We start from the raw sequence: 17,040 nt of genomic DNA, 5'->3' as shown, positions 1-17,040 counted from the left end.
AGCGGTCATCCGATTGAAGCACCCTGCGCGAAACGCGGCCGAAGGCCGCCGCGCATCGCCGGGCCGCCCCCCGGCACGGCGATTTGGCTGCAACCTGCTCTGCGCTCTGATGTTTCTCGAGCTTGGCTGAGATAAAGCGCTGCAAAACTTAACTTGGATCGCCGCACCGCGGCCCGTCGATGCGCGGCTCACGACCACGGCAGCTTCAGGCCATCTTTCTCAGCTGAGGCTCCCCGCGCAGTCCCGACACCCCAAGCACTCAAGCCGGCGGTTCCCGCATCAGCCCCGCAAGCACTTCCACCTCCTGCCCCTGCCCCGCCGCCGCCAGCGGATCAGCGGCGCGCAGACGCACATCCTCGGGCTTGTTCTGGCCCAGCTTCCAGGTGCCCGCAATCTCGTCCACCTGCATCTCGCAGGGCACGATCTGGCGCATCATCCGCTCCAGCACATCGGGTGTCATTTTCTCCGCCCGCCATTCCGGCTTGGGTGCCAGCCGCGCCTCGAACTCCGCCGATTGCCGGTCGAGCAGATCGCGCATCCGCTCCTGCGGCTGCAGGCGCACCTGCCCTACCAGATGCACGGCGACATAGTTCCAGGTCGGCACCTGATCCTCGACGCCGTACCAATCCGGCGAGACGTAGGAATGCGGCCCCTGCACCGCGAGCCGCGCAGGCAGCGGATCAGACATGAGCCGCGCGATAGGGTTGGAGCGCACGAGGTGAAACTCGGCGCGCGTGCCGTCTTCCGACAACAGGAACGGGATATGGCTGATCAGCGGCGCGCCCCCGGTAGCCACCGCCAGCAGGCCAAAGCCCTGCGCACGGGCAAACGCGATGTTGCGGGCCGTGTCGGCCTGACGAAAGGCAGGATTGGGATGCATCGCGGACGACCCTTCAGACAGCTGTCAGTTGCGTGCCGGTATGGCCCGTCACCGTGGCGGAGACGATCGCGCCCTCCGGGCGGTCGCTGTCGAAACTCACTTCGGTGAATTGCTCGGTCCGGCCCATGCGCGGGTTTTCCATCAGCACGGCATGGCGGCACCCCTGCTGTTCGGCCAGATGCGCCGCGACACGCGCCTCACCCGCCGCCCGCAGCCGTGCAGCCCGTGCCTTGATCGCGCGCCCGTCCACCTGCGGCATCTTTGCCGCCGGGGTGCCAGGGCGCGGCGAGTAAGGAAACACATGCAGCCAGGTCAGGTGACACTCCTCCACCAGCCGCAAAGAGTTCTCGAACGCCGCCTCACTCTCGGTCGGGAACCCGGCGATGATATCGGCACCGAATGTCATCTCGGGCCGCAAGCGCCGCGCCTCTTCCGCAAAGCGGATCGCATCGTCGCGCAGATGCCGCCGCTTCATCCGCTTGAGGATCAGGTCGTCGCCATGCTGCAGGCTCAGATGCAAATGCGGCATCAGGCGCGGCTCGGTGGCGATGGCCTGCATGAGATTTTCATCCACCTCGATCGAGTCGATCGACGAAATCCGCAGACGCGGCAAATCCGGCACCAGCTTCAGGATGCGCATCACCAGATCGCCGAGTTTCGGCTGCGACGGCAGGTCCGCCCCCCAGCTTGTCAGGTCCACACCGGTCAGCACCACCTCGTTATAGCCCGCCCCCACCAGCCGCTTGATCTGATCGACCACGACGCCCGCCGGAACGCTGCGCGAATTGCCCCGACCGTAAGGGATGATGCAGAAGGTGCAGCGATGATCACACCCGTTCTGCACCTGAACATAGGCGCGCGACCGGGTGCCGAAACCGTCAATCAGGTGCCCCGCCGTCTCGGTCACCGACATGATGTCGTTGACCTGCACGCGCTCCGCGTCTCCTATGAAATCGGCAGCAAGACCGGCCCATGTGTCGCCCTGCATCTTCTCGGTATTGCCGATCACGGCATCGACCTCGGCCATCGCGGCAAACGTCTCGGGCTCGGTCTGCGCGGCGCAGCCGGTCACGATCAGGCGCGCCTCCGGATGCGCGCGACGCAACCGGCGAATTTCCTGCCGCGCCTTGCGCACAGCCTCTGACGTGACGGCGCAGGTATTGACCACGACGGCATTCTCCAGCCCCGCCTGCCCGGCGAGGTCTTTCATCGCCTCGGTCTCATAGGCATTCAGCCGACAGCCCAGGGTGGTGAAGCGCGGCGCGTCGCTCATTGGACCCTCGCCAGAAACTCCGGCGTCAGCACGCCGCTCGCGACATGCGCCGTCTTGCCGGTCATCCACACGCCATCCTCGCGCCAGTCGACATCGAGCGTGCCACCATCGAGGGTGATCCGCACGCGCCGCCCGGTCAGCCCACGCCGCGCGGCGGCCACGGCCACGGCGCAGGACGACGACCCCGACGCCAGCGTCACGCCCACGCCCCGCTCCCAGACCCGCATGCGCAGATGATCGGCACCGATCACACTCGCCACCTGCACATTGGTGCGTTCGGGATAAAGCGGGTGATGCTCGTAGCGCGGCCCGAACCGGTCGAGTGGCACAGCACAGGCATCCTCGACGAAAAACGTGCAATGCGGATTGCCCATGCCGGTGGCCGTGGGGCCGCCTTCTATGGGCAGTTCCAGCGTCTCCATCGCCTCGGCCAGCGGAATTTCGTCCCAGCCCAGCTGCGGCTGCCCCATGTTGACCGAGGTCAGCCCATCCCCCGCATCGACCGCCTGCAACACCCCGCGCGCAGTGCTCAGCGTCAGCGCGGTCTTGCCGGTCTCCGCCATCAGGTGGCGCGCGATGCAGCGCGTGGCATTGCCGCAGGCCGCAGAGGTCGAGCCATCGGCATTGTAAAAGGTCAGATGCGCATCGCCCTCGCCCGTCCCGATCACCGCAAGCTGATCGAACCCGATGCCGCGATGCCGGTCCGCGATCGCCGCGACCAGCGCCGGAGAAAGCGCAATATCGCCAGCGCGCGCATCGAGCACGACAAAGTCGTTGCCCAACCCGTGCATCTTCATGAAAGCCAGCCCTGTTTCGCGCATATCGGTCATGCCCGGGCATATAAACCCGCGCGCGGGATGAATCCATACGATCCTTCGAACAAGCGTCACTTTCGGGGTTGACCCCCCGCCCCGCTCTTTCTAGATACCGCCCCTAGTGGGCCGTTAGCTCAGTTGGTAGAGCAACTGACTTTTAATCAGTGGGTCGCAGGTTCGAATCCTGCACGGCTCACCACTGTATAAAGCACTGATAATAAAAAATATTATCGGTTAAAAACTCCTAAAAAGCGCTGATTAAAACACCATCTTCATGCCGCTTTTTGCTACAGTATTTGCTGCAAACGCAAACAAACGGCGCGATAGTCCAAGGTATTTGAGCCTGCTTTGGTCAATGCGTGCAGTGATTTCTTGCGCAGTGACCGTTCGGTGTTGGCGCTCTGGCACCTGGCCGACCAAAACCGGACCCGCGATCGCTCTGCGGCGAGTGTTCATAACGAGCCCCTTTTGACCGACGTCAGTGGGTCACATGCCACATCTGCATGCGACCGTTTCCAGCCCCGGAACGGTCATGGCGCGAGACGGCGGGGCTGATAAGAGCGGACCTTCGCAGTGCGTGTGTCGAGTGACCGATGTGCGGCCAAACTGGTCTGATGCTGGCGCGGCAAATCTTTTGGTTATTTGTCCCACCCAGCCCTTGCACTTGAGGCATGGCGATTGCGACATCGCGGCAAACTTCGCCGAACGGGCCGTTCAAGCACCCACCTGACCCCTGAATTTGGTCCGGCCATTCGACAAGCCGTCAATGACCTTGAAACTTGGTCCGACCCGACCGGTCGCAGAGCCGATGCATGACGATCCACGTGTCGCCCCTTACATAACGATGGGTGGAAACATTGATTTCAATATGTATACTCCCCCTCCAACGACCAACTGACGTACAACCAAATGGGAGGTCTAACCATGAGAAAACTATCTGCCACACTTATGTCGGCCGCGCTCTGGGCGACCGTCGCGACAGGCGCATCGGCGCAGGAACCGGTCAAGATCGGCATGATGCAGGGCTTTACGGGCCCGACCGAGTCGCTTGTCAAACCGATGGCGCTTGGCGGCGAAATGGCGATCAAGGAGGTGTCGGACAGCGGCATATTCCTCGGTGGCCGCGAGGTGGTCACGGTCCGAGGCGATAGCACCTGCATCGACGCGGCCGCTGCCACGGCCGCGGCCGAGCGCCTGATAACATCCGAGGGCGTTCAAGGCATCAACGGGGCAACCTGCTCGGGTGCTACCACGGCGGTTCTCAATAACGTCGTGCGCGCGAACGGCATCGTCATGATCTCGCCGTCGGCAACCTCGCCGGCTCTGTCCACCATCGAAGACGGTGGCTATTTCTTCCGCACGGCCCCCTCGGACGCGCGTCAGGGCCAGATCATCGCCGACATTCTTGAGCGTCGCGGCATCTCTTCGGCCGCGCTGACCTACACCAACAACGACTACGGCAAGGGTCTTGCCGATGCGATTCAGGCGGCCTTCGAGGACGCTGGCGGCGAGATCACCGTCGTCGCGGCGCATGAGGACGGCAAGGCCGACTATTCGGCCGAGGTCGGCACGCTGGCGTCGGCCGGTGGCGAAGTGCTGATCGTGGCCGGGTATCTCGACCAGGGCGGCAAGGGTATGATCCAGGCCTCGCTCGATACCGGCGCCTTCGGCAAGTTCGTACTGCCGGACGGCATGGTCGGCGAGGCGCTGACCAATCACTTCGGCGAGGCGCTGGACGGCTCCATCGGCACCAATCCGGGCACCGACAGCCCGGGCGCTTCGATGTTGGCTGAGCTTGCGGAAGGCAAGGATTTCAAGGGCGACGACCCCTATGTGCCCGAGGCCTACGACGCCTCGGCGATCATGCTGCTCGCAATGCAGGCGGCCGATTCGACCGACAGTGCGGTCTACAAGGACAAGGTGTTCGACGTCGCCAACGCCCCGGGCGAGAAGATCTATCCCGGCGAGCTTGCAAAGGGCCTGAAGATCTTGGCTGACGGCGGCGAGATCGACTATGTCGGCGGCACCGCGCTGGAGCTGATCGAGCCGGGCGAGTCCTCGGGCAGCTTCCGCGAGACGGAAGTCAAGGGCGGCAAGTTCGAAACGGTGATGTACCACTGAGGGCATCGCCGGACGACGGCCTACCGTCTCAGGAACGGTCCAGGGATCTCGATCTCTGGCCGTTCCTTGTTTACCGGCAACCAGGATTGATTGAATGATAACGGTCGAAAACGTCGCCAAGAATTTCGGCGGCATCCGCGCGGTCGACGGCGTCTCGCTGTCGATTGAGAAGGGCTCGATCACCGGACTGATCGGCCCAAACGGTGCCGGGAAGACGACGCTGTTCAACATCGTCGCGGGCGTCTTTCCGCCGTCCTCCGGCACGATCTATCTGGATGGCGAGGACGTGACCGGACTCGAGCCGCACGAGCTTTTCCACAAGGGCCTGCTGCGCACTTTCCAGATCGCGCATGAGTTCTCGACGCTGACTGTGCTGGAGAATTTGCTGGTCGTTCCAGGCGATCAGCCGGGCGAGCAACTGCGCCACAGCTGGTTCAATTTCGGCCAAGTGAAGGCGGTCGAGGCGAAGAACCTTGAGCGGGCGCTGGAGGTGGTCGACTTTCTCGAGATCGACCACCTGAAGGACGAGCTTGCCGGCAATCTCTCAGGCGGCCAGAAGAAGCTGCTGGAATTGGGCCGCACCATGATGGTGGACGCCAAGATCGTCTTTCTCGACGAGGTCGGCGCTGGTGTGAACCGCACGCTTTTGAACACCATCGCCACGTCGATCCAGCGCCTCAACGAGGAGCGCGGCTACACATTCTGCCTGATCGAGCACGATATGGATTTCATTGCGCGCCTGTGCGACCCCGTCATCGTCATGGCCGATGGCAAGCTGCTCACCCAAGGCACGATCGAAGAGGTCAAGAACAACGAAGAGGTCATCGAGGCCTATCTCGGCACCGGTCGCAAGCAGCAGCGGAAGGCACCGGCATGAGTTTTCTGAGCGCGACCGGCATGACCTGCGGATATGGCGCTGCCGATATCATCCACGACTGCACCATCACCGTGGGAAAAGGCGAGATCGCTGTTGTCGTCGGCCCGAACGGTGCTGGAAAATCGACGGCGATGAAGGCTGTCTTCGGTATGCTCGACCTGCGCGAGGGTGCGGTCACGCTGAACGGCAAGGACATTAGCAAACTTGCCCCGCAGGACCGGGTGCCGCAGGGGATGGCCTTCGTGCCGCAGAACCGCAACGTCTTTGTCTCGCTGACCGTCGAGGAGAACCTCGAAATGGGGGCCTTCATCCGCGAGGACAACGAGATCGAGGACACCAAGAATCAGGTCTTCGGCCTGTTCCCGATTCTGGCCGAGAAACGCAACCAGCCAGCGGGCGAGCTGTCCGGCGGGCAGCGCCAGCAGGTGGCCGTCGGACGCGCGCTGATGACGCGCCCGGATCTGTTGATGCTGGACGAGCCAACGGCCGGGGTTTCGCCAATCGTGATGGATGAGCTGTTCGACAAGATCCTGGAGATCGCCAAGACCGGCGTCGCCATCCTGATGGTCGAGCAGAACGCGCGTCAGGCGCTGGAGATCGCCGATCATGGCTTCGTCATGGTTCAGGGCCGCAACCGATTTACCGACACGGGCGAAGCGCTTCTTGCCAACGAGGAAGTGCGCCGGTCCTTTCTGGGGGGTTGAATGGAGATCCTTAACGCGTTCGCACTGTTCGCCAACTTCGTCGTCGTGCCGGCGACGGCCTATGGCGCGCAGCTTGCCTTGGGGGCGCTCGGCGTCACCATCATCTTCGGGATTCTGAAATTCGCCAACTTCTCGCATGGCGAGCTGATGTCGTTCGGCACCATGATCACGATCCTCGTGACATGGTTCCTTCAGGACATGGGGGTCAGCATCGCGCCCTTCCCGACCGCGCTCCTGGCCCTGCCGGTGGGCGTGCTGGCGGCGATCGGCGTCGCGCTGCTGACAGACCGCATGGTCTTTCGTTTCTATCGACGGCAGCGCTCCAACCCGATCGTCTTCGCCATCGTCTCTGTTGGCGTCATGTTCGTGCTGGCCGGGCTGATCCGGATCATCATCGGCCCGGCCGACCAGAGCTTCGCCGACGGCCAGCGTTTCATCATCGGTGCGTTTGCGTCGCGTGACCTGCTCGGCCTCGACGAGGGCATCGCCATCAAGCAAAGCCAGGTGATCACCGTCGTCGTCGCCCTCGTCGTCGTCGTCTGGCTGTTCTGGTTCTTGCAGAAGACACGCTCCGGCAAGGCGATGCGTGCCTATTCGGACGACGAGGATCTGGCACTCCTGTGCGGCATCAATCCTGAGCGTGTGGTGATGATCGCCTGGATCATCGCCGCCTCGCTCGCCGCCATCGCCGGGACGCTCTACGGCCTCGACAAGACCTACAAGCCGTTCATCTTCCTGCAGATCCTGCTGCCGATCTTCGCCGCCACCATTCTCGGCGGTATCGGTCAGCCGGTGGGCGCGATCCTTGGGGCCTTCATTGTCGCCTTCTCCGAGGTGATGGTGACCTACGCCTACAAGAAGTTCCTGGCCTATCTCGGCCCGGCGGACTGGGCACCGGACGGGCTCGTCCAGCTGTTGTCCACGGACTACAAGTTCGCGGTCTCCTTCATCATCCTTGTCGCGGTCCTGTTGATCAGGCCGACAGGCATCATCCGCGGGAAAGTGATATGACGCAAAGGGTTGCGCTCCTATACGGCCTCATGGGCCTGGTGCTAATCATGGTCGGCCTCTATCAGAGCTGGAACGTCGCCTTCGGCATCTTCAATCTCTGTGTCATCTCCGCGGTCATGGCACTGGGCGTCAACATGCAGTGGGGCTATGCGGGCCTCTTCAATGTCGGGGTCATGGGCTTCACGGCGCTGGGCGGACTGACGGCGGTGCTGGTCTCCATGCCACCCGTAACCGAGGCCTGGGCCGTGGCCGGCGGCGACATCGCGCTTTCGGTCCTGAGCCTCGTTGCCACGGTGGCCGCGATCATCTTCGCGCGGCGCACGGTGCCTCGGGCGCTCAGGCTACCGGTGACGCTGGTGCTGCTGGTGGCCGGCTATTTCGTCATCGGGTATTTCTTCGGTCCCGCGACCGACGCGATCGAGGCGATCGACCCCGCGCTGAGCGGCTATCTCGGCGGTGCGGGGCTGCCGGTGGTGCTGGCCTGGCCGATTGGCGGCCTTGTCGCGGCCGGGGCGGGCTGGTTTATCGGGCGCATCGCGCTGGGGCTGCGTGCCGACTACCTGGCGATCGCCACGCTTGGCATCGCCGAGATCATCATCGCCGTCATCAAGTACGAGGAGTGGCTGTCGCGTGGTGTGAAAAACGTCACCGGCATTCCGCGCCCTGTTCCCTACGAGATTAATCTTGTTGAGCAGGACTGGTTCATCGGGCTGGCCAATTTCTTCGGTGCCGCGGATATCGCGGATGCCGCCGGCCTCTTCGTCAAGCTGTGCTACGCGGCGCTCTTCATCACCGTTCTGGCGATCATCATGTGGTTCGCGGAACGCGCGCTACGCTCGCCCTGGGGGCGGATGATGCGCGCCATCCGCGACAACCGCGACGCCGCCGCCGCCATGGGTAAGAACGTCAAGGCGCGTCACTTGCAGACCTTCGTCCTTGGCTGCTTCACCTGCGGCGTTGCGGGCGCCATGCTGACCACGCTCGAGGGTCAGCTCACGCCGACCAGCTACATCCCGCTGCGGTTCACCTTCCTCGTTTGGGTGATGGTGATCCTGGGCGGTTCCGGGAACAACTGGGGTGCGGTCCTGGGCGGTTTCATCATCTGGTTCCTGTGGGTGCAGGCCGAGCCCTTTGGCAACTGGTTCATGGCGACGATAACCTGGCCGCTTGGCGAAGACTCCGACCTGGCGCAGCACCTGGTCGGCGGGGCGGCTTACATGCGCTACCTGATGATGGGCACGATCCTGCTCGTGGTTATGCGGTTCGCGCCCAAAGGTTTGATACCGGAACGGTAGTGGCGGAACGTCGAAAGCCTGTCTCATGTAGCCGCGCCGTAGCGCCAATTTTTCAGCGTTGCCGTGGCAATTTCTCCGCGAGCCCGCGCAGCGCGGATTTGACGCTTCAGGGTTGGGCTCAGAACCGGCATTCGCTACGTTTGACTTCAAAGGCGGCTTGCGGAACTGAGCCGAAACTTCAAAAAGGTCACTATTTGTGGTGATCGGGTGTGGCGAGCGTTCGATCCCGGATCCTTCTACTCCTTCAAGAGAAGCCGGTCTTCGGGCTCGCCGTTATCAAGCAGGGAAAAGGACTTTCTTGCCATTTCGCGGTCCCATAAGGCCGAAATATGTTCTTTCGCCTCGTTGATCTCAGCCGCGACGCCATCGAGACCCATCGCGGACAGGCGCGGTCTAAGCTCGTCGATGTCTTGTCCACTCACGACAATGGCGGCCTGGGGGCAGTGCCTGTGCAGCGCCTCCACAAGACCGGAGAGCCTGTCGAGGGAGTGCCGCCCGCCAATGGATAGCCCGACGATGCAGCGCGGCAGTTTCTTGATCTCGGCGACCAGTTCCGCTTCGCTCAAACCGATCTTGAGCGCGATCTCCCATCCGTCATCACGAAACAGGTCCGCGGCCATACGGATGCCAAGCGTATGGTGTTCGCCCGGGACCGAGGCAAAGACGACAGTCAGATCCTGCCTGTTCGAGCCGGGATGCGCGGTGATGGTGATCTTCCGCAGCAATTCGAAAATGCGCCCGGTCGCTGCGGTCACGTCGGTGAAACTCACCCGGTCCTCGGTCCACCAATCCCCAAGCATGCGCGCGGCAGCTGCGAGGTATTTGAGATAGATCACCTCCGTCGTGGTATCTTTCGCGAGGCTGGATATGATCTCCTCCGCCGATGCCGCGCCGTCGTTCGACAGCAGCGCCATGCAGAGCTCCTCAACCTCCGCTGCGGAGGGCGCGTGCGGCAACGCATCGGCGTCCCTCTCCCGATAGGCGATGCGGCGGACCACCTCATGGGCGAGACCGGCCAGCAGGTGCAAAGGCGGTTTGCCGTTGATATGCGCGGCGTCGCACGGGACCGAGTCATCATTCCCGGTGCCCGCGTAGATCAGTAGTGGTGCTGCGGTATACAAACGTTCCCCTCCCGACATCCATATTGCCTCGAGGATCGGCATTCCTTACCTGCGACGGCCCAAGGCCAGACTAATCGAGGTGTCTCGAATTCTTGATCGAGACAACCGAGCGTAGGATGATAGTGTGTTGGTGGGATAGTTGGGAATTACCACTACGTACTTATGCGTACATGGTTTGACGTCGGCACTAGCCCAGCATCCGGATCAGATCGGCAATGCCGCGCACCTGCATTTTCTCGCGGATACGCCAGCGGTGAACCTCGATGGTCCGGCGGCTAATCCCAAGCTCCGCGGCGATTTCCTTGTTGAGCTTTCCCTCGAGCATGTGGCGGAGCACTTCTTTCTCCCGGTCGGTCAGTTTCGCCAAGCGGTCGGCAATGATCTTCTTGGGAAGCTCGAAGGGGGTCCGGTTGGCCAGCAGCCCACCGGCCAATTCGATCGCTTCGAGAAGCCGACCAGCCTCTGTCGGCTTCTCGATAAAGTCGATGGCCCCGTTGCGCATGACCTGAACGGCGATGGGAACGTCGCCATGCGCGGTGACGACGATGATCGGAATATCTATGCCCATCTCGGCAAGCTGAGCCTGCAATTGCGGGCCACTCATTCCCGGCAGCCTAACGTCGAGCAGCATGCACGCCTTCTGCTCCGGGTCGAACGTCTTGAGGAAGCCTTCCGCCGACTCGCAGGGCATTGTCGCATAGCCATGCGCGTTCAACAGCGCGCAGAAGGAGTTCCGCACGGACTCGTCGTCCTCGACGACATAGACCGAAAAGTCCTGATCAGGCCTGTTCGTCATTTGCCCCCTCGATCGGCAGTTGAAACACGAATACCGAGCCGGTCTTAGCGGGTTCGGCCCAGATCCGGCCCTCATGTGCCTCGATGATTGAGCGGCACAAAGAGAGGCCTATGCCCATGCCCTGCGTGGTCGATGTGTTGAACGGCTCGAAAAGGTACTTGCGCTGTTCCGTTGGTATCCCGTGCCCGGTATCACGGACATATACTTTGACCCACTGGCCCGATCTTATCACTTCGACGGTCAGTTTCTGGACCCTTGCCCCCTGCATCGCCGCGATACTGTTGCGCGCCAGGTTCAACATGACCTGACCGATCTGTACCGGGTCGGCAAGAACCCGTGGAATGCCTTGGTCCAACAGCAGATTGACCTGAAGCCTTGGCAGATCCACATAAGCGAGCGCAAGGTCGATGCCCTGCTGGATGGCCTTGTTCAGGTCGATATATTCGGCGTTCAGATCGCCCGCAGATATGAAATTGCGCATGCGGCGCATCAGGTCACCGGCCCGGGTCGTTTCGGCGACGGCCTCGTCGATAAGCTGCGCCGCCCGCTCCGGGATTTCGACGTCGGCGTTTCTCAATTCCTGGCGGCACGCGCTGATGTAATTGGAAATCGCCGACAGGGGCTGGTTCAGCTCATGCGCGATCGCCGAGGCAAGCTCACCCATCGAGCTGGCCCGCGAGGCATCGAGAAGCGCGTGCCGCAAGCGGGTTTCCTTCTCCTCCGCAGTCTTTTGCGCCTCGCGTGCGGCACGCTCGTGCTCGAGGCTGTTCAGAGCGAAAAGCGCCCGGCGCAGGATGCGCAGCGCATCACGGTCCATCGCCGAAAAGGGACGGCTCTGGCCGCGTCGCTCCTCGCGCCAAAGCGCAAAAGAGCCACGCGGCGACAGCCGCGTGACCCCACCTTCCGTGGTGGTCTCGACCTTGTCGGGCTTTCCGGCCCAACGGATCGTCTGCTCGAAATCGCTGCGCAGAAAGACCAGATAATCCCGGCCATCTTCGGACAGATCAAGAAGCGCGGCGCCGGCGGCCACCGTCAATTGCTCCGCGTCCATATCGATATGGTCCGACAGCTGCGCGGTCGTTGCAACGCCGTCCGCCTGCAGCTTGCAAAGACCGGAAAAATCCAGAGGCTTTTCCGGCACCGCGCCGAACGTGACGACACCATCGCCCCGAAACAGCAACATCCCCTGCGCGTCGATCAATTGCATCAGCACCGGGGCCCAGTCGTCTATCAGCGACCGCAGCGACGTGCCGCCACGCGCCTGTTGCTCTATGCGAAAGGCCGTCTTCTCGGCGGTGATGCTCTTCTGGAGCTGGTTGGTGCTCTCGATACTTTGCAGCAGCGCAGAGGTGGTGCTCCCCAGGAGTTCGGCAAACCGCAACCGGCTCGAAGATATCTCGCGCGGCTCGTAATTGTGGCAGGCGACCAGCCCCCAGAGCTGGTTGTTGGTGACCAGTGAAATAGACAGGCTAGCCGCCACGCCCATGTTGTTGAGATACTCGACATGCACCGGGGCGACGGCGCGAAGCTTGGAAAACGTCAGATCCAGAGGAGACGCGGATTGTGCGTCGGCGACGCCCCCCTTGCGGCTGATGATCGGCACCCGCTCGCTGTTGATGTCGGGGATCGCCCGCACGACGTTCAGCAGAAAATGCCGCCGCGCCGGATCGGGAATATCGGACGCTGGATAGTGCAGCCCGAGAAAGCTGTCGGGGCGATTGGTACTCTCGGCGATGACCTCGCCATGCTTGTCCTCGGCGAACCGGTAGATCATCACCCGGTCGAACCCGGTCACATCGCGGATGATCCGCGCGCTCGCATTGGCAAGATCCTCGAGCGCGCCCGGCGTGACAAGTTCCGAGATGAACTCCCGGCGCAGATATTCATCTTCCCAGACCCGCGCCGGCGCAGGCTCGGGGTGCAACAGTTCTAGAACGATATGACCGTTGCTTCGATGTGGCAGGCATTCCAGATCTATCCGCGTGCCGTCGGGCCCCGGAAAACTTAAGAACCACGGGCTTAGAAGGTCCGGGGTCGACCGTCCCAGCGTCAGGCTCCGCAAATGTCGTGCATTTGCCTCACCGATGAGCTTCGCAATATCCTTTCCAAGGATCTGCTCGGGCCCGAGCCCGATGAAAGACGCCGTATTTCTGCTCGCGAATTCGACGGTGAATCGCTCCCCGTCGATTGCAATCAGGGCACCATGCGGCTGGACCGCGCCGATCAGGTGGATCGGCTCCCGGTCGCAGGTTTCGAGGTTGACGGTATCCAGCGTCATGGCACCCTCGCAACGGCAAGAGGGGCTGAATGGTCCAGCGGCGCAAGCCAGTCTGCCAGCAGCCGGAACGTGTCATGAGCACCCTGTCTCAGGTCACTGACGGCGGCCCCCTCGGCCTCCAGCCCCTCGAGGTATGCGTTGGTCATCGGCCAACGGTGGCCACCCACGGCCCGGCACCATGACCAGAACCGCCGACCCGCTTCGTCTTCGCGCGCAAGCAACCGGCGCGCGGCGCGGTCGATGCGCGCGCCCCCGAGTGTCGCGCCTTCGATCACGTAGAGGATACCGCCCAGCGACGCGGGAGACACGATATCGAACGCCTCGCTGCATCGCGGGCTCTCTTCGATCGCCTCGGCGCTCCATCCCAGGTCCGCCAGGTCTTGCGCCAGATACCCGGCCCGTTCCGCGTAATCGTAACCGGCAGTGCATGCCGCTCCACATGAAATCGCGCGCCCAATCGCCCGGTCCAGCGGCTGGTAAAACCCGTAAAGCCGCAAGATCAGATCCCGGTAATCAACGATGCCGAGAGTCTGGTCGAACAGTGCCTGAAAACAAGCGTGCTCGTGTAACCGCTCGTGTTGTTGATGCGTATGCGCGCGCAGTTGGTCGCGCAATGAGACATTCCGAGGTGAACCCTTGGCCGTAGGCACGCGTCACTCCAATGTTGAATATACCGTTTCTGGGGAGACCGTAGCATGAATTTCGCGCATCCCAAAAATTGAATGGCAAACCAAGTGTTTCGCGGTTTCGGCACTGGCAAGACAGATCCGGCGAAGTATCATTCTCAAAGTGCATATGCTCTTCCCGGCTCTCAAGGACTGGCTGCGGTGCCCTACACCCACCCGCCGCGCGACATCAGGCCCATCGCCTCTAGCTGTCGCCAGCCGGTGATCCGTGTCGAGGCGTCGCACCACAGGTCCGGGTCCCCGGTCAGCGCGTCGTAATAGCCCTCGTAAAGCTGGCTATTGGCGAAATGCTCCTGCCGTGCCTTTTCCTCGGCAGACCGCTCCACGACCGTGTTCAGGAACTTGCTGTGCAACAGCACGCCCGAGATCAACTCTCCCCCCAGCCCATCATAGACATGGTTGAGCCGCCTTGGCAGCAGCGAATGCGCGGAACTGACATAGGCATAGCGCCGGTTCCATTTGACCAGCGGCACCTTGCCCATCGTGGGCGCGCGGCGCGGATCGCCGGCAAAGAACATCCGCGCGCGCGGCCCGCCCTGTATCCACAGGTTCTGCAGGTCCGGCTTGCGGCGCATCGTGTAATTGCCGCCATCGAACCAGCACAGCCGCTCGAACGGATCATCCCCCGCCGCATAGGAATACGCCGAGAGCCGCCCCTCGGGATACATGTCCAGCATCAGCGCCCCGAACGAGGCCCGCCCCTGCCCCTCCAGCCAGTCGCAGAGCGCAGGCAGGGGCCGGGTATCATGATAGGGATAAACGAGGCATTCATCGGCATCGAGCGTCAGGCACCAATGGCCATGCCCGTGCCGAGTCTGCAACCATGTCAGCCAATCGACGCCAAAGCGCGACAGCTTGTAACTCTGCGCCGTGCTCCAGAGCGAGACATCGGGCTGCACCGCCAGATACTCGCGGGTGCCGTCGGTGCTGGCATTCTCGACGATCAGGAAATGCCGCACCCCCAGTCGCCGGTGATGCTCGAGGAAATACGGCAGCCGCAGCGCCTCGTTGCGCATGGTGCCGAAGCACAGGATATCGCCGGGTCTGATCTGCGCCGTGCGGTCGGTGACCGCGCGCAACTCGCGACGCTTGCGGAAACTGCGCCACAGCAGGCGGCGGCGCCTCCACCGCAGGCGATAGGCCATCGCCATGTCGCGTATCCCGTCGCCTCTGCCCATGCGGCCCTCTTGATCCCCATCCGGCAGGGTCGGTGCTATTTCGCGTAATGTCCAGACTGATGCCAGCGCCACGCGTCGCCGATCATCTGCGTCAGCGTCGAGCGGCCAGGCTGCCAGCCGAGGTCCGCCGTCGCCCCGGTCGAGCCCGAGACGAGCCGCGTGCAATCTCCCGGGCGGCGCGGCCCCTCGACAATCGGCACCGCGCGGTTGGTCACCGCCGCCGATTGCTCGATCACCTCGCGCACCGAAAACCCGGTGCCGGTGCCCAGGTTGAAGACCCGGCTGCCGCGCCCCTCCTTCAGCCAGTTCAGCCCCAACACATGCGCCTCCACCAGATCGCAGACATGCACGTAATCGCGGATGCAGGTGCCGTCGGGCGTGTCGTAATCGGTGCCGAAGATCGTCAGCGCGTCACGCTTGCCGTCGATCGCATCCAGCATCAGCGGGATAAGATGCGTCTCGGGCTGGTGAAACTCGCCCACCTCGGCCTCGGGATCGGCGCCTGCCACGTTGAAATAGCGAAAGATCACGTGCCGCAGGCCATACGCGGCCTCGAAATCGCGCAGCATGTCCTCGATCGCGCGTTTCGATGCGCCATAGGCGTTGATCGGATACTGCGCGCATCCCTCATCCAGCAGCACGTTGTCCTGATCGCCATAGGTGGCACAGGTGGACGAAAACACCAGATCGAGACAGCCCGCCGCCACCGCCGCCTGCATCAGGCAGAGCGACCCGGCGACATTGTTGTGCCAGTAAAGCCCCGGTTCGCGCATGCTCTCGCCAACCTGGCTGAGGGCCGCGAAATGCATCACCGCCTGCGGCTGGTAGGCGGCGAATATCTGGTCGAGCCGGGCCCGGTCGGTCAGACAGCCCTTCTCGAACGGGCCAAACTTGACCGCGTCCTCCCATCCCGTGCTGAGATTGTCATAGGTGACGGGGGTATAGCCCGCCTTGGACAGGGCCTTGCAGGCGTGGCTGCCGATATAGCCCGCGCCGCCAGTGACCAAAACATTTGTCAAAGCGCGCCCCCGTGCGTGCGGTCACTGCGCGGCTTTTTCGGCATGAACGATATCCGAGATGTAGTTCCACAGCTCGTCGCGCAGCTCGTCGCGGGCGAGGGCAAAGGCCACCGTGGCCTGCAGAAATCCCGCCTTGGAACCGCAATCGAAGCGCTGCCCGCGAAAGCGGAAGCCATGCACCTCCTCGCCCTCCTCACGCGCCGCGTCGATGGCATCGGTCAGCTGAATCTCGCCGCCTGCGCCGGTCTGCTTCTTGTTGAGCTTCTGCAGAACGGTGGGCGTCAGGATATAGCGCCCGATCACCGCAAGGTTCGACGGCGCGCTGCCCGGTTCGGGCTTTTCCACCATGCCCTTGGTCGAGACGATGCTGCCCATGTCCTCTTTCACGTCGAGGATACCGTAGGATTGCGTTGCAGTGTCAGGCACGTCCATCGCCGCAACCATGTTGCTCTGGGTTTCCTCGAACGCCTCGACCATCTGTTGCAGGCACGGCTTTTCGGCGGCGATCACGTCATCGGGCAGGATCACGGCAAAGGGCTCGTTGGCGATGAAGCGCCGCGCGCACCAGACCGCGTGACCAAGGCCAAGCGGCTTGTGCTGGCGCATATAGGCGATCTCGCCGCTGTCCATATTGGTGGACTTGAGGATTTCCAGCAGCTCGTCCTTGCCCTTGCGGCGCAACTCCTGCTCCAGCTGCGGGGCGTTGTCAAAGTAGTCCTCCAGCGCGCTCTTGCCGCGCGAGGTGACGAAGATGAACTCCTTGATCCCCGCCGCGCGCGCCTCGTCGATGGCGTATTGCACGAGCGGGCGGTCCACCAGCGTCATGATTTCCTTTGGTACCGATTTCGTCGCCGGCAGGAACCGTGTTCCCAGCCCCGCCACGGGAAAAATCGCCTTCGTTACCTTGCGACGCATCGCCTGCACCTCAACTGGTTATTTTTGCGCTATCATACACAACAACATGGGGGTTTGTATGCAGTTAAGGG

16 protein-coding genes and 1 tRNA gene are annotated in these 17,040 nt (G+C 62.7%); 6 read left to right on the top strand and 11 right to left on the bottom strand.

Features of this window, described 5'->3' with window-relative positions:
* Positions 1 to 259: 259 nt before the first annotated feature.
* The 3 genes from PVU19_RS02320 to dapF are packed head-to-tail and all read right to left on the bottom strand — an operon-like array spanning position 260 to position 2,983.
* On the bottom strand, positions 260 to 880 hold the full coding sequence (locus tag PVU19_RS02320) for an FMN-binding negative transcriptional regulator (RefSeq protein WP_050663413.1): 621 nt from the start codon (positions 878 to 880) through the stop codon (positions 260 to 262).
* Positions 881 to 893: 13 nt separating this feature from the next.
* On the bottom strand, positions 894 to 2,153 hold the full coding sequence (gene mtaB / locus PVU19_RS02315; RefSeq protein WP_050663414.1) for a tRNA (N(6)-L-threonylcarbamoyladenosine(37)-C(2))-methylthiotransferase MtaB: 1,260 nt from the start codon (positions 2,151 to 2,153) through the stop codon (positions 894 to 896).
* Entirely contained in the window at positions 2,150 to 2,983 is an 834-nt protein-coding gene (gene dapF / locus PVU19_RS02310; RefSeq protein WP_050663415.1) for a diaminopimelate epimerase, read from the bottom strand. Before dapF ends, mtaB begins: the two co-directional genes overlap by 4 nt.
* Before the next feature lie 108 nt (positions 2,984 to 3,091).
* Between dapF and PVU19_RS02305 the strand changes: the two genes are divergently transcribed.
* Positions 3,092 to 3,167: transfer RNA gene (locus PVU19_RS02305), tRNA-Lys, on the top strand.
* Between the two features lie 59 nt (positions 3,168 to 3,226).
* On the opposite strand, the gene PVU19_RS02300 is transcribed toward PVU19_RS02305, so the two are convergent.
* On the bottom strand, positions 3,227 to 3,424 hold the full coding sequence (locus PVU19_RS02300; RefSeq protein ID WP_152911638.1) for a hypothetical protein: 198 nt from the start codon (positions 3,422 to 3,424) through the stop codon (positions 3,227 to 3,229).
* Positions 3,425 to 3,916: 492 nt separating this feature from the next.
* Between PVU19_RS02300 and PVU19_RS02295 the strand changes: the two genes are divergently transcribed.
* From PVU19_RS02295 to PVU19_RS02275, 5 genes are all read left to right on the top strand, one after another.
* Entirely contained in the window at positions 3,917 to 5,089 is a 1,173-nt protein-coding gene (locus PVU19_RS02295) for an ABC transporter substrate-binding protein (protein ID WP_420833240.1), read from the top strand.
* Between the two features lie 94 nt (positions 5,090 to 5,183).
* Positions 5,184 to 5,966 carry an ABC transporter ATP-binding protein gene (locus PVU19_RS02290; RefSeq protein ID WP_050662790.1) on the top strand — a complete coding sequence of 261 codons (783 nt, stop codon included), beginning with the start codon at positions 5,184 to 5,186 and terminating at the stop codon, positions 5,964 to 5,966.
* Positions 5,963 to 6,670 (top strand): ABC transporter ATP-binding protein, encoded by a 708-nt coding sequence (locus PVU19_RS02285; protein WP_050662791.1) that lies wholly within the window; start codon positions 5,963 to 5,965, stop codon positions 6,668 to 6,670. The genes PVU19_RS02290 and PVU19_RS02285 overlap by 4 nt, the downstream gene beginning before the upstream one ends.
* Positions 6,671 to 7,681, top strand: coding sequence for a branched-chain amino acid ABC transporter permease (locus PVU19_RS02280; RefSeq protein ID WP_050662792.1), 1,011 nt, complete (start codon positions 6,671 to 6,673; stop codon positions 7,679 to 7,681). It abuts the gene before it with no gap.
* A gap of 29 nt (positions 7,682 to 7,710) precedes the next feature.
* On the top strand, positions 7,711 to 8,976 hold the full coding sequence (locus PVU19_RS02275; RefSeq protein ID WP_152911639.1) for a branched-chain amino acid ABC transporter permease: 1,266 nt from the start codon (positions 7,711 to 7,713) through the stop codon (positions 8,974 to 8,976).
* A 236-nt stretch (positions 8,977 to 9,212) separates the two neighbouring features.
* Here PVU19_RS02275 and PVU19_RS02270 read toward each other — a convergent pair whose 3' ends face one another.
* The 7 genes from PVU19_RS02270 to galU all read right to left on the bottom strand — a co-directional run bounded on the left by PVU19_RS02270 (position 9,213) and on the right by galU (position 16,969).
* Positions 9,213 to 10,139, bottom strand: coding sequence for a cobalamin B12-binding domain-containing protein (locus PVU19_RS02270; RefSeq protein WP_082237599.1), 927 nt, complete (start codon positions 10,137 to 10,139; stop codon positions 9,213 to 9,215).
* A 145-nt stretch (positions 10,140 to 10,284) separates the two neighbouring features.
* A complete protein-coding gene (locus tag PVU19_RS02265) occupies positions 10,285 to 10,893 on the bottom strand; it encodes a response regulator transcription factor (RefSeq protein WP_050662795.1) in 609 nt (202 codons plus the stop codon).
* Positions 10,877 to 13,171, bottom strand: a complete 2,295-nt coding sequence (locus tag PVU19_RS02260) for an ATP-binding protein (RefSeq protein WP_050662796.1) — start codon at positions 13,169 to 13,171, stop codon at positions 10,877 to 10,879. Before PVU19_RS02260 ends, PVU19_RS02265 begins: the two co-directional genes overlap by 17 nt.
* Positions 13,168 to 13,785, bottom strand: a complete 618-nt coding sequence (locus PVU19_RS02255) for a biliverdin-producing heme oxygenase (RefSeq protein WP_050662797.1) — start codon at positions 13,783 to 13,785, stop codon at positions 13,168 to 13,170. Before PVU19_RS02255 ends, PVU19_RS02260 begins: the two co-directional genes overlap by 4 nt.
* 218 nt (positions 13,786 to 14,003) lie before the next feature.
* Positions 14,004 to 15,035 (bottom strand): glycosyltransferase family 2 protein, encoded by a 1,032-nt coding sequence (locus tag PVU19_RS02250; protein ID WP_050662798.1) that lies wholly within the window; start codon positions 15,033 to 15,035, stop codon positions 14,004 to 14,006.
* 35 nt (positions 15,036 to 15,070) lie between these two features.
* On the bottom strand, positions 15,071 to 16,054 hold the full coding sequence (galE, locus tag PVU19_RS02245) for a UDP-glucose 4-epimerase GalE (protein ID WP_050662799.1): 984 nt from the start codon (positions 16,052 to 16,054) through the stop codon (positions 15,071 to 15,073).
* A 21-nt stretch (positions 16,055 to 16,075) separates the two neighbouring features.
* Positions 16,076 to 16,969, bottom strand: coding sequence for a UTP--glucose-1-phosphate uridylyltransferase GalU (gene galU, locus PVU19_RS02240; RefSeq protein ID WP_050662800.1), 894 nt, complete (start codon positions 16,967 to 16,969; stop codon positions 16,076 to 16,078).
* Positions 16,970 to 17,040 lie beyond the last annotated feature (71 nt).

The organism is Roseovarius tolerans (genome assembly GCF_028885395.1).
GTDB lineage: Bacteria > Pseudomonadota > Alphaproteobacteria > Rhodobacterales > Rhodobacteraceae > Roseovarius > Roseovarius tolerans.
The sequence above is the reverse complement of the archived record's forward strand: the minus strand, read 5'-3'. Positions and strand labels throughout refer to the sequence as shown.

Coding starts and splice junctions, on each gene's coding strand:
- PVU19_RS02320 (WP_050663413.1), bottom strand. CDS start 880: ATGCATCCCAATCCTGCCTTTCGTCAGGCCGACACGGCCCGCAACATC.
- mtaB (WP_050663414.1), bottom strand. CDS start 2,153: ATGAGCGACGCGCCGCGCTTCACCACCCTGGGCTGTCGGCTGAATGCC.
- dapF (WP_050663415.1), bottom strand. CDS start 2,983: ATGACCGATATGCGCGAAACAGGGCTGGCTTTCATGAAGATGCACGGG.
- PVU19_RS02300 (WP_152911638.1), bottom strand. CDS start 3,424: ATGAACACTCGCCGCAGAGCGATCGCGGGTCCGGTTTTGGTCGGCCAG.
- PVU19_RS02295 (WP_420833240.1), top strand. CDS start 3,917: ATGTCGGCCGCGCTCTGGGCGACCGTCGCGACAGGCGCATCGGCGCAG.
- PVU19_RS02290 (WP_050662790.1), top strand. CDS start 5,184: ATGATAACGGTCGAAAACGTCGCCAAGAATTTCGGCGGCATCCGCGCG.
- PVU19_RS02285 (WP_050662791.1), top strand. CDS start 5,963: ATGAGTTTTCTGAGCGCGACCGGCATGACCTGCGGATATGGCGCTGCC.
- PVU19_RS02280 (WP_050662792.1), top strand. CDS start 6,671: ATGGAGATCCTTAACGCGTTCGCACTGTTCGCCAACTTCGTCGTCGTG.
- PVU19_RS02275 (WP_152911639.1), top strand. CDS start 7,711: ATGGGCCTGGTGCTAATCATGGTCGGCCTCTATCAGAGCTGGAACGTC.
- PVU19_RS02270 (WP_082237599.1), bottom strand. CDS start 10,139: ATGCCGATCCTCGAGGCAATATGGATGTCGGGAGGGGAACGTTTGTAT.
- PVU19_RS02265 (WP_050662795.1), bottom strand. CDS start 10,893: ATGACGAACAGGCCTGATCAGGACTTTTCGGTCTATGTCGTCGAGGAC.
- PVU19_RS02260 (WP_050662796.1), bottom strand. CDS start 13,171: ATGACGCTGGATACCGTCAACCTCGAAACCTGCGACCGGGAGCCGATC.
- PVU19_RS02250 (WP_050662798.1), bottom strand. CDS start 15,035: ATGGGCAGAGGCGACGGGATACGCGACATGGCGATGGCCTATCGCCTG.
- galU (WP_050662800.1), bottom strand. CDS start 16,969: ATGCGTCGCAAGGTAACGAAGGCGATTTTTCCCGTGGCGGGGCTGGGA.